At 55.4% G+C, this 12,686-nt stretch carries 8 protein-coding genes; 4 read left to right on the top strand and 4 right to left on the bottom strand.

What is annotated here, in order from left to right:
• Together V6D20_12130 and V6D20_12135 are read left to right on the top strand one after the other, a co-directional pair.
• Positions 1 to 194 (top strand): CU044_2847 family protein (locus tag V6D20_12130; GenBank protein HEY9816528.1); only part of this gene is annotated, 194 nt, incomplete at its 5' end.
• Between the two features lie 182 nt (positions 195 to 376).
• Positions 377 to 772, top strand: a complete 396-nt coding sequence (locus V6D20_12135) for a hypothetical protein (GenBank protein HEY9816529.1) — start codon at positions 377 to 379, stop codon at positions 770 to 772.
• A gap of 326 nt (positions 773 to 1,098) precedes the next feature.
• On the opposite strand, the gene V6D20_12140 is transcribed toward V6D20_12135, so the two are convergent.
• Positions 1,099 to 2,574, bottom strand: coding sequence for a CoA-acylating methylmalonate-semialdehyde dehydrogenase (locus V6D20_12140; protein HEY9816530.1), 1,476 nt, complete (start codon positions 2,572 to 2,574; stop codon positions 1,099 to 1,101).
• Positions 2,575 to 2,798: 224 nt separating this feature from the next.
• On the opposite strand from V6D20_12140, the gene V6D20_12145 reads away from it, so the two are divergent.
• Positions 2,799 to 3,680, top strand: coding sequence for a hypothetical protein (locus tag V6D20_12145; GenBank protein ID HEY9816531.1), 882 nt, complete (start codon positions 2,799 to 2,801; stop codon positions 3,678 to 3,680).
• Here the strand turns inward: V6D20_12145 and V6D20_12150 are convergent.
• Entirely contained in the window at positions 3,677 to 5,500 is a 1,824-nt protein-coding gene (locus V6D20_12150; protein HEY9816532.1) for a phosphodiester glycosidase family protein, read from the bottom strand. The two genes, V6D20_12145 and V6D20_12150, sit on opposite strands and share 4 nt — an antisense overlap.
• Positions 5,501 to 6,398: 898 nt before the next feature.
• Here V6D20_12150 and gltB point away from each other — a divergent pair.
• Positions 6,399 to 11,096: a glutamate synthase large subunit gene (gene gltB / locus V6D20_12155; GenBank protein ID HEY9816533.1), complete on the top strand. Its 4,698-nt coding sequence runs from the start codon at positions 6,399 to 6,401 to the stop codon at positions 11,094 to 11,096.
• A 415-nt stretch (positions 11,097 to 11,511) separates the two neighbouring features.
• Here the strand turns inward: gltB and V6D20_12160 are convergent, their stop codons facing one another.
• Complete coding sequence (locus V6D20_12160) at positions 11,512 to 12,015, bottom strand: DUF4112 domain-containing protein (GenBank protein ID HEY9816534.1); 504 nt, start codon at positions 12,013 to 12,015, stop codon at positions 11,512 to 11,514.
• 35 nt (positions 12,016 to 12,050) lie between these two features.
• On the bottom strand, positions 12,051 to 12,686 hold a 636-nt coding region (locus V6D20_12165; GenBank protein ID HEY9816535.1), incomplete at its 5' end, for a HAMP domain-containing sensor histidine kinase.

Below are 12,686 nucleotides of genomic sequence, written 5' to 3' on the forward strand. Positions count from 1 at the left end.
GCTACACCCTCAACGCCATCAAAGATTCCTTCTACGACGTCGCGACCGCCAACGTCTCAAAAGTCACCATGGAATTTGGCGTCAACGTAGACGTCAAAGCCGGCATTCCCTACATCGCCAACGGCACCGCCGCCTGCAACGTCAAAGTCACCGTCGAATGCACCTTCACCCCACCAGCCACCACCAGCAACTAGCGCTAATCTCAGTCCTTTGATGGATATAGAGCGATCGCTTTGTTGCAAAATGAAACGTATCTGGGCAAGACTCTTAACTGAGACTCATGAAACGCTCATATTCACACTCCATAGTAGAAAGTGTCAGCGGCAATACAGTACGTATTGCCTATCCGTCACTCAAACGTAAGGAGTCCAGATCTATGAAACGCATGATTATTGCCGGTTTCTCACTACTTGCTCTTACCGCAGTTGGTATTGAAGCGATCGCAACTCCAGTTGTCAGTTCCACCACTGTTGCAACCCGCCATCGCGATAGCTCGCTTCCCAATCCCCACAACTTTGATGAAGCGATGCAGACCGTTGAAGAACGCACAAGTGAGTTGAGCAGTCCCTATAGTGCTGGGGTTGAACCTGCCACCACCCGCCATCGGGATAGCGAACAACCCAACCCCCACAGTTTTGAAGAAGCGATGGAGTCCATTCATCAGCGAGATGATTCTGCACCTGGCGTCTTTCGGAGCGATAACCTATCTCCCTCCACTCGCCATCGGGATAGCGATCAACCCAATCCGGTATTCGGCAACGATTTGGGATAGATGACCCGCCATCGGGATAGTTTCCTACCCAATTTCCGGAGCCTTGAAGAAACGCTGCAATCAGCTCGTCACAGCGATGATAACTTGCCCAATCCTCGGTTTGTTTTAGCATAATATTCCTGATTTGGGCACAGTTAGGATATAAACAACTCACTCGAATACATTGCATCTCCTAGTCCCTCGACTGGGAGTTTTTTGTATGAAGTCTCTTACTCCCCTTCTCCCCTCGTGGGAGAAGGGGTTGGGGGATGAGGGGAAACGATAGATCAGCTCATCCGATATCAACCAAACTGATCGCCGCCATAGCTGATCAAGCGATCGCCCTCCTAAAAACGTCGTGACCATTCCTGGGGCCAGCGTTCAATCACCACCTTCGTTTGGGTAAAGAACTCAACCGCATGCTGACCTTGTCCATGGAGATCGCCGAAAAAGCTATCCTTCCAACCGCTAAACGGGAAAAAGGCCATGGGTGCCGCTACGCCAATATTAATGCCAATATTACCCGCTTCCGCCTCATAGCGAAACTGACGAGCAGCCGCACCGCTGCTGGTAAATAAGCAAGCCATATTGCCATACTGCCCGCGATTAATCAGGGCGATCGCTTCTTCGATGGTGTTGACATGAATTAAACTCAGAACCGGGCCAAAAATTTCCGTGCGGGCCAAGTTGCTAGATGGATCTAAGTCTTGCAAAATTGTTGGACGGATAAAGTGCCCCTGTTCATAGCCAGGAATCTGAGGACGGCGACCATCAATCAAAATCTTTGCGCCTTCATCTGCTCCTTGCTGGATCAGAGCTTCAATGCGTATCTTACTTTGGGCTGAGATTACCGTTCCCATCTGCACCCCCTCATCCAGACCATAGCCCACCTTACGGCTCTCGGCTACAGAAGCGATCGCCTCCGTAAAATGATCCTTAGCTTGCCCCACCGTAATCGCGATCGATGCCGCCAAACAGCGCTGCCCGGCACAGCCAAAGGCACTGTCTGCCATAATGCGAGTGGTCATATCCAAATCCGCATCGGGTAACACAATCACCGGATTTTTGGCACCACCCTGGCACTGGGCCCGCTTCCCCGCCGCCGCCGCCCGACTGTAGACATACCGCGCCACAGGGCTAGAACCCACAAAGCTAATTGCCCGCACCAACGGATGATCCAACAGCGCATCCACCGCATCTTTGGCACCATGCACAAGATTCACCACCCCCGGCGGTAGATCAAGCTGATGGATTAATCCCATAATCCGCTGCATGGTCAGCGGTACTTTTTCCGATGGTTTGATCACACAAGTGTTGCCACAGGCGATCGCATAGGGTAAGAACCAAAAGGGAATCATCCCAGGAAAGTTAAACGGCGCAATAATGGCCGTGACGCCCAAGGGTTGGCGGATCATGGTTTCATCAATCCCCCGAGCAATGTCTTCGGAATTATAGCCCTGCATTAGCATAGGTATGCCGCAGGCCACCTCCACATTTTCGATCGCCCGCTGCAGTTCGCCCCGCGACTCGGCCAAGGTTTTGCCACACTCCTGGGTGATGATGTGAGCGATCGCTTCCCGGTCTTGCTCCAGCAACTGCCGTAGATGGAAAAGATAGCGCACCCGATCCGTAGGCGGAATGCGCCGCCAGCTTGGAAAGGCAGCCTGCCCTGCCTGCACAGCAGCATCCACCTCCTCCGCCGTTGACAAAGGCACCTGCCCAAGAGGATCGAGGGTGGCAGGGTTAATCACCGGTAAACAATCGGCAGCGGATGCGCACCATGTCCCGTTGATATAGTTGAGCAAAGGCGTTGCGGCACTCATAGATGGTAGGTCAATCCATAATAAGTCTATCCCTAGCATCGGGGATCAGGTACATCCTGAAGGTAGCCAGCAACACAGACATCCTGCCAACAACCTCACCCTCAGGAACCGCTTAGCAACGTAGGGTGCTGTTAGGCGAAGCCGTAACGCACCGTCTTGCAGAGTGTTGATACGTTACGCTATCTCACCCCCTCTACCCATAAACCCGTTCAGCCCAAAACCCCATGCTTCTAACCATCTTGATGTTGATAACGGGTGCCCTTGGATTGCGCCTCGGCTATACCCTAGCCCAGAAAGGCTTAACTGCCGAGAATGCCATCCAACACTACCAGCGCCAAGTCTATATCATCGCCTCTGTAGCCCTGGGTGTAGGCACCTTTCTAGGTGTTCTACTAACGGCAGGACGGCATAGCCCTTGGCTGCCCTCCTTCCTGCTGCTCTATGCAGGAGCCTATTTTTGGCAGGCTATTTTACTGCTCTGTTGTTTTTGCACCAGTTTACTGATAGCTCTAGAATGTCCAGGCTGGCGCGATCGCTCTCGCCTACGGCAACTTATTCTTTTTTTAGCGATTAGTCTATCTGCCATGGTAATTCTGGTCTATCAGAACTTACCCGTCACCCACTTAGTGCGATCGCCCCGCCTGTCCAACGACATTGTTCTGCAAACCACCCCCTACAGCTGCTCCGCCGCCACCATCGCCACCCTCTCTCGCATCGTCTATCCCCCAGCCCAAACCACCGAGCGGGACGTGGTGGAACTGGCGGGCACCAGCCGTCAAGGCACCAGTACCATGGCAGAACTCCAGGCCATGGAAGCCCTAGGGTTGGCACCGCACTATGAACGGGGACTGACCCTAGAGGACTTAATCGATCGTCAGCAACTGGCGGTTTTGCACGTGATTGAACCCGTGGTTGGAGCCAGAATCCAACATGCGATCGCTCTCCTCGCCATTGATGTAGACTACCAAGTCGTCATAGTAGGCAATCCGCTCTATGGTCTGCAGGTCAAAACCTTCGAGGAGCTAACGGATGGCTATTGGATCCGGGCGGCCGTTTTTGTCACCGTGTCGTCGCTGGAGGCATGGCCCAGCGGTGGAACACTTTAGTTGCCAGGGGTGAGGAACACGCCGATACCGTTATGCACCCGCGCCACTGTGCTCGGGGGACGGTTGAGCACTTGATTGCCTAGCAGCAGCGTCGTGGAGCTACCGCCATCAAGATTTAGGGCATCGATCGCTCCCAAAGCCTGCATAATCTGAGCGGTTTCAGTAAGGCTAGGGCCACTGCCGCCAATCCGGTTTTGCATGGTGGCCATGATCAGCTTGCCATCACTCAACACCCCAATGGCGCTGCGCACTGCCCGCTCTTGAATGAAAGCAGTGCTAAAGCCTTCCGCTTGGGCATTCAGCACCACCTGCCGGTTTTGCAGCAGCAGCGGCCCTGCGCCCACAATATGTGGGTAGCTGTCAAATGCGGCGGGGCTAGCGGCGGCATCAACTTGTACCGCTGTGCCAGGAGATAGGCTAGCGGCGACTCGGCTGTCCGATCGCACCACCAGTAGATAGCCATCGCTAGGAATCGGGAAGGCGCTACTGCTGGCGCTGCCCCCCGGCTGCTGCTGAACGACTTGCCCACCGCGCACGGTCACGATGACCTCGTTATCAATGAGCGGACTGTAGGTTGGGCCCCAGTCGGGGGTGTAGCGGGAGGTGCCAGCCTGCACATAGCCACTGTTGAGGTGAAGCACAGCAATGCGATCGCCCGTGGATAGGGTAGCCGTTTGGGGCAGGGCCAGGCGACCCATGATCACATTACCGTTATCATCCCAAGCGATCGCGCCCCGGTTGAGAATCGGCCCCGAGAGCCAGCGGCCGTTTTGGCGAATGGCTCCCAGGGGGTTGAAGTTATTGCGGTTGAAAAATCCAGCATTGATGGCAGCGATCGCTCCCCATTCCTGAGTTGCGGTCACCAAGGGCGTAATGCCCACCATCTGGGATGAATTGCCCCAAATGGGCCCCAGGGAAATTTCTGATAAGCGGGGATCGACCACCAAGGACACGACCGGAAACTGGGTGCTGCCCAACTGCACGGTGTCCTCTCGCCATTCCATCCCCGGAGCCCAGGCAATGCGGCGAGGTGGGGCAGCGATGGAACGGAGATCAACCACCAAGCGATCAGGGTTGGGCAACGTCCATACATCCGGGGTTTGGGACGAGGCCCGGATGCGCACCGTTGTTTGGTTGCCCTGAGTGGTGATGCCCAACACGGGAGAATTGGCGCTGCGGAGCTGGGTGGCGATCGCCTGCACAGCCGCAGAGTCAGCAGCAGCATCCACGGAGAGCACCAGATCGCCCGTTCCCGACTGCAGTTGCCAAGAGGCGGGCTGCTGCAGGTCTACCACGATGCGATCGCCCCAGCTTTGCCGACTGTGGCGCACGCCGGAGACCTGAGACTGGGGCGTGGTGATAATCAGCGTGGTGCCGTTGGAAGCCAGTTGCCAATTCAGCTCACTCACCAGATCGGTGATGTCCAGAAATCGCTGGGTAGGCGTCAGCCAAGTGGCCAAGTTCAAGGGCTGGGTCGTGGGATCGGAATACCACTGCACAGGCTGCACCGACGGATTAGCGCTATCGAGCAATTCTGCTCCCAGCACCTCCAAAAGAGCCGCATCCGTCAAGCCAATGCGCTGCTGCCGCTGGCTCCATCCCCCCACAAAGGTGCGTCCATTTAGGTAAATGCGGTTTCCCTCCTGTTCCAACGGAGCCAGGCTAGACTGCTGAGGCGAGGCCGGCAGCCATGAGGGCGTTGAGGTAACCGCGACCTGCTGGGAAAAGACGGGGCGAGCGACTTCCCCTGTCATGATAAAGGTGCCGAGCAGGGCCGCCAGGATCGATGCGTAGCTATGTCGCCCTGGTCGCGAGTCCATCAGACGGTTTAGAGAGGCAGAGACACGAGAGGAGTGGAAACGCATACAACCATGCCCATGAATGCTAGTGGAGTTGGAACTGGTGGGGACACCGCCCCTGTTCACCGCGACTACCGGAGTAGTCTAGGCGTCTATACATCATCGAGGGATCATCGAGGGGCGATCGCTCCCCCTGATTCCCACCATCATTAACCAATGGTTTTCAAGACACATCAGTCAACTTCGCGGATTTTGGTTTCCCCTACCTTGGATATCAACATCATCAAATACTGACGTACCAAGCTGCCCTTTTTCGGGAGGACGCCCAGTTTGACGTCATAATAGTAAACACAGAGGCGGTTAAAACATTGGAGCGCAGGGAAGGTCATGCTCTGCTTGGTTAATGGATTCATCCGACCTCGTCTAAGTTCCGCAGCCCTAGGGAAATCTAGTCGAGGGCTGCTGCTAGATACCTGCATGACATCACCAGCGATGCCTGCTGACGCAAAGATTCAGCCGGCGGAAGCTTGCCCTGACGACCCACATACCTTACTATTTTTAAGCCGTCTCTGATACATATGCATCGGTGTGGCAGAGGTCTAGTGACGAACTAGCCTGTGTTTTAGTCCGAACCAGGCGTCGCGCAGATCACGTCATACAGGCGCTGGTGCTTGCCTAGTCCTACTCAAGAATGGGTAGGGTGGCGATCGCTCCTCCGTCACTCTACGGCAAGCACATTAAGCCTATGCTGCCATTAGGACGATGCAATGCCCTATACTACGGAACCGTTCGTTTAATCCCCCGCTACGGATGCCGTCTACCATCATGACGATAGGCGTTGCATTTTCCTCCGTTTAGATCACTATTCTTAATGTTTTGCGCTAAGCGTCAGCCACACGTTCAATCATCAACGAGCAAGATGGATCAATCGATCATGGGAAATACAGGTGGAGTTCAATTCGGTCAGCAGTATCTATCCCCCGATCCTGGCTATGCCGGGCAGCGGTGGCTCGTGGAAGAACGAGACGCCTGCGGGGTAGGGTTTGTTGCCGACCAACAGGGGCGAGCCAGCCATGGGCTGATCACCACGACCTTGGGGGCGTTGACCTGTATGGAACACCGGGGTGGCTGTAGTGCCGATCGCGATTCGGGCGATGGCGCGGGGCTGATGACGGCGATTCCTTGGAAAATGCTGCGGCGCTGGATGCAAACGGTAGACCTAAGCTGTCCCACCGATTTGGCCAGCGTGGGGGTAGGCATGACCTTTTTCCCCCGGCTACCTGCGGCCATTGATCTGGCTCGTCCGTTGATTGAGCAGGTCGTTGCCGATGCAGGGCTGACCTTCTTGGGCTGGCGCTTGGTGCCGGTGAAACCGGAGGTTTTGGGTGCTCAAGCTTTGGCCAACTGTCCCCATGTGGAACAGTTCCTCGTGCAGTCGTCAGACACCCAGGGGGATGAGCTGGAGCGGCAGCTCTACCTGGTGCGTAAACAGATCGAACGGGCGATCGCTGCTTTGATCACACCGGACATAGGTTCTACCCTGATGGCTAGCGCCCTCGGTGAGTTTTACATCTGTTCTCTGTCGTCCCGCACCATTGTCTATAAGGGGATGGTGCGATCGGCGGTGCTGGGTGAGTTCTACCTAGACCTGCAGGATGCCGACTATGAAAGCGCCTTCGCCATCTACCACCGGCGCTTTAGCACCAACACCATGCCCAAGTGGCCCCTAGCTCACCCCATGCGTCTGCTGGGGCACAACGGCGAAATCAACACGGTCTTGGGCAACATCAACTGGATGATGGCCCGGGAAGCAGACCTGCACCATCCCGATTGGGGCGATCGCCTGGAAGCCCTGAAGCCGGTGGTGAATGCCGAGAACAGCGACTCAGCTACGTTGGATAACGTCATGGAGCTGCTGGTGCGATCGGGGCGGACACCGTTGCAGTCGGCGATGATCCTGGTGCCGGAAGCCTACAAGGATCAGCCGGCCCTGGCCGACCATCCCGAAATTGTGGACTATTACGAATACTACAGCGGCATCCAAGAACCTTGGGATGGCCCAGCGTTGATTGTGTTTAGCGACGGCAAACTGGTGGGTGCTTCGCTGGATCGCAACGGTCTCCGTCCGGCGCGCTACAGCATCACCCGCGACGGCTATATTGTGGTATCTTCCGAAGCTGGCGTGGTGGATCTGCCAGAAGCGGACATCGTGGAAAAGGGGCGTCTGGGCCCAGGGCAAGCGATCGCTGTCGATTTACAGAACCACGAAATCCTCAAAAACTGGGATATCAAGCAGCGGGTTGCCCAAAGCCAGCCCTACGGACAATGGCTCCAGGAGAATCGGGTCGATCTGACACCCCAACCCTTCGTAGATAGTCTGCAGCTTGAGGATGGCGATTTGCTCCGGCAGCAGATGGCCTTTGGCTACTCCAGCGAAGACGTGGAAATGATCGTGGAAGCCATGGCGTCCCAAGCCAAGGAGCCTACCTTCTGTATGGGCGATGACGTGCCCCTGGCGGTGCTGTCCACCAAGCCGCGTCTGCTCTATGACTACTTTAAGCAGCGGTTTGCCCAAGTCACCAACCCCGCCATCGATCCCCTGCGGGAAAGTTTGGTGATGTCCCTGACGATTCAGCTAGGGGCGCGGGGCAATCTTCTGGAAGCGAAGCCCGACTACGCTCGCTTGCTGAAGCTGGAATCACCGGTGCTCAACGAAACTGAGCTGGAGCAAGTGCGCACCTCTGGCTTCAAAACAGCCAATCTTTCCACGCTCTACACCTTGACCGGGCCCCAAGGGTTGGCCCAGGCCGTGGAAGCCCTCTGTCAGCAAGCCGATGATGCGGTGAAGGCCGGCTGTGAGATTTTGATCTTGAGCGATCGCCTCTCTGGAGATGGACAACCCGGCTCCCTGAGTGAAGACTGCAGCTACATTCCGCCCATGCTCGCCGTCGGCGCAGTTCACCACCATCTGATCCGCGAAGGGCTGCGCATGAAAGCCTCCCTGGTAGTTGATACAGCCCAATGCTGGAGCACCCATCACTTTGCCTGCTTGGTGGGCTATGGCGCTAGCGCCGTCTGTCCTTACCTGGCCTGGGAAACCGTGCGCCAATGGTGGGCAAGTTCCAAGACCCAGAACATGATGGCCCGGGGACGACTGGACGCCATTGATATGGGCCAAGCTCAGGCCAATTACCGCAAGGCGCTGGAAGCTGGACTGCTGAAGATTCTCTCTAAGATGGGTATCTCGCTGTTGACCAGCTACCACGGTGCGCAGATTTTTGAAGCCATTGGTATTGGCAGCGAGCTGCTGAATCTAGCGTTCCGGGGTACGGCGTCGCGATTGGGTGGACTGACCGTGGCTGACCTGGCCCAGGAGATCGCATCGTTCCATCAGCGGGCCTTCCCCGAGCTGAGCCAGAAAAAGCTGGAAAATATGGGCTTCTTTAACTACAAGCCCGGTGGTGAATACCACATGAATAGTCCGGAAATGGCCAAGGCGCTGCATAAGGCGGTGAACGAAAAGAGCTATGACCATTACCAGGTCTATCAACAGTATCTGGAAGAGCGACCGTTGACGGCTCTGCGGGATCTGCTGGACGTGAAGAGCGATCGCCCTTCTATTTCCATCGACGAGGTTGATTCCGTAGAAACCATTGTGCAACGCTTCTGCACCGGAGCGATGTCTTTGGGTGCCCTGTCCCGTGAAGCCCATGAAACCTTGGCGATCGCCATGAATCGCTTGGGCGGCAAGTCCAATTCGGGTGAAGGCGGAGAAGATCCGGCCCGCTACCGCATCATTGACGACGTGGATGAAACCGGACATTCCAGCCATTTCCCCCACCTCCAAGGTCTACGCAATGGTGATACGGCCAGCTCCGCCGTCAAGCAGATTGCCTCTGGACGCTTTGGGGTGACGCCAGAGTATCTGGCCACGGCTCAGCAGCTAGAGATTAAGGTCTCTCAAGGCGCTAAACCCGGCGAAGGTGGTCAGCTTCCTGGCAAAAAGGTCAGTCCCTACATTGCCATGCTGCGGCGCTCCAAGGCTGGAGTACCCCTGATTTCCCCACCGCCCCACCACGACATTTATTCCATTGAAGACCTAGAACAGCTCATTTTTGATCTCCATCAAATTAATCCAAACGCGAAGGTCTCGGTGAAGCTCGTGGCAGAAGTCGGTATTGGTACCGTCGCCGCTGGGGTAGCCAAAGCCAATGCCGATGTCATCCAAATCTCTGGGCATGACGGCGGTACCGGTGCTTCGCCCTTGAGTTCCATCAAACATGCCGGGGTGCCTTGGGAACTGGGGGTCACAGAAGTGCATCGGGTGTTGATGGAAAATCAACTGCGCGATCGCGTCATTCTGCGGGCTGATGGCGGTATGAAAACCGGTTGGGATGTGCTGATGGCCGCGCTGATGGGAGCTGAGGAATATGGTTTTGGGGCCGTCTCGATGATTGCTGAAGGCTGCATCATGGCCCGCATCTGCCACACCAACAACTGCCCCGTCGGCGTCGCCACCCAGCAAGAGAAGCTGCGCAAGCGGTTCACCGGCACACCGGAGCATGTGGTTAATTTCTTCTACTTTGTGGCCGAAGAAGTGCGATCGCTCCTAGCGCGCCTCGGCTACCGCTCCCTCTCCGAGATCATCGGACGGGCCGATCTGCTCACGCCTCGGGCGGGCGCTGTGCCCACCAAAACCCAGGCCCTCAACCTCGACTGCCTGATCCATCTACCCGACACCCGCGAAGATCGGCAGTGGCTGAAGCACGAGGATGTCCATAGCAATGGCCCCGTGTTGGATGATCAACTGCTGGCGGATGCTGCAATCCAAGCGGCGATCGCTCACCAGTCTACCGCGACCTATGAAACCAAGGTGGTTAACACAGACCGCACCGTGGGCACTCGCCTAGCCGGGGCGATCGCCAAGCGCTATGGCGATACTGGGTTTGAAGGACAGATCACCCTCAACTTCCAGGGCAGTGCTGGGCAAAGCTTTGGAGCCTTCAACCTGCCGGGGATGACCCTCGTGCTCACGGGCGAAGCCAATGATTATGTCGGCAAGGGCATGCATGGCGGCGAAATTGTCGTCAAACCATCGGCCGCCGTCACCTACAACCCATCGGAAAACGTGATCGTCGGCAATACCTGCCTCTATGGCGCAACCGGCGGCACTCTCTATGCCTACGGGCAGGCAGGGGAACGGTTTGCAGTACGCAACTCCAAGGGGCAAGCCGTCATTGAAGGAGCTGGAGACCACTGCTGCGAATATATGACCGGCGGTGTGATTGTGGTTCTAGGGGCGATCGGGCGCAACATCGGCGCGGGGATGACCGGCGGTTTAGCCTACATTCTCGATGAAGATGGCTCGGTGCCCGTGAAGGTAAACCCAGAGATCGTCAAACTGCAGCGGGTGGTCACCACTGCCGGTGCGCAGCAACTGAAGTCGATGATTCAAACCTATGCTGATCACACAGGGAGCGATCGCGCTGCCAAGATTCTCAGCAACTGGGAGCATTACTTACCTCAGTTCTGGCAAGTCGTACCGCCCTCGGAAGCCGATAGCCCAGAAACCAATCCCAACTACTCGGACGTGAAGGAACTGACGCCAGTCCAGTAGTCGGTCTAGGAGGAAGGGCGTTGCTGAAGACAAGGATGAATTCCTCAAGCCGCCCTCGCCTTTTTCCTAGGGTGAGTAAACAAGAGGTTTAGCTCCCTTTTCCCCAAGGAGATGGGCTGTGACAGCTCAGCCTGAAGGGTCGTCTCTGTTGTAGGGTGCTGTTAGGCACAGCCGTAACGCACCGTTTCATAAGGCTTGGATGCGTTAGCGACAGCGTAATGTATCCGACTGGTGCAACACAGTTAACGTAGTGCATTAGCGAAACCTGAAAATCACCTTTCAATGAGACGTTCAAGCATTGCCTAATATACTACGTTAGCTGTTCTGTACTACAACCCACCCATAGAGTTCTCTACTCATAACGTCATTGAACTCAGGTTGACATGAGAAGCACCGAATTATGAACAATAAGAGATTAGTTAACGCCCAACAGTTGCAACACTAACCATATAAACGTAGCCAAAAGAGCTACTACGCCCAAAAGCAGGACGAGCAGAATCCCCACAATGCCAAACGTGACCAGGCGATCGCTTAGGGTCGGTGCTTTTGGGTCGGCAAGATGGGCTTCTAAGAGTTGTAGATTTTGGCGGTTGGCCTTCCAAGCAACGTCAAAAATGTTGCCAGCGATCGGCACTGATCCGGCTACTGTATCCAGAACCAAATTTGCTACCATGCGTGCAAGCACTCGCTTCGGTAACCCAAAGCGCACCGATTCAATCACCAAGTAAATAGAGATTATCAGGCTCAGACTATCCCCAACTCCAGGCAACAAACCAAGAATAGGATCAATACCAATGCGATACCCTGTGTTGAGCAGCGGTATCGAGTCATCGAGGAGATAGCTAACCCATCGAATCCGTTGTAGTGCTTGGGGGGGAGAAGGTAGTGCTTTAGGGGGAGAAGGTGGCAGGGATGACATTGCCGTCTGTCCTGGAATAAGAGGTAGTGACGATCCTAATGGTAACGGCTATGATAAGCCCTACTCGACTGAGCTGTTTCAGGCATGACTCCGGGCAGTTGTACCGAAAAAACGCTGCCTCGCCCTGGTTCAGATACGACAGAAATCTGTCCTTGGTGGGCTTCTAGGATGCGACGAGAAAGATACAGCCCTAAACCGCTACCCGATCGCTTGCCTTTACCTTGACGAAACCGTTCAAAGATCATTTGTTGATCATCGGGGGAAATACCAGGGCCGGTATCTTGCACCTCCACCTTAATCCAAGAAGGTACATGTTCTCCTTGTTCCATTGAGGAGATCTGTTGTTCAGCTAGCTGAACAACAACCTGCCCTTGAGATGTAAATTTAAGAGCATTGCCAATCAGGTTGGTGAACACTCGCCGTAGCTCTAAGCGATCGCCCCTAACTTTGGCGCTGATATCAGACCCATGGTCATCAGTCTCAAAAGCTAAGCGCAGTCCCTTTTCATCCGCGATTGGCTGGAGTTCGCCCATCACCTCTTGAATAATATGTCGCAGATCACAGATCGAGAAAGTAAGCGTCTTATAACCAGCATCGTAGCGATAGACCTCTAGCAATGTGTTGACCATTTGCAATAGACTATCGTTGCTACGAATCATCACGGCGATCGC

It is taken from the genome of Candidatus Obscuribacterales bacterium, assembly GCA_036703605.1.
Lineage (GTDB): Bacteria > Cyanobacteriota > Cyanobacteriia > RECH01 > RECH01 > RECH01.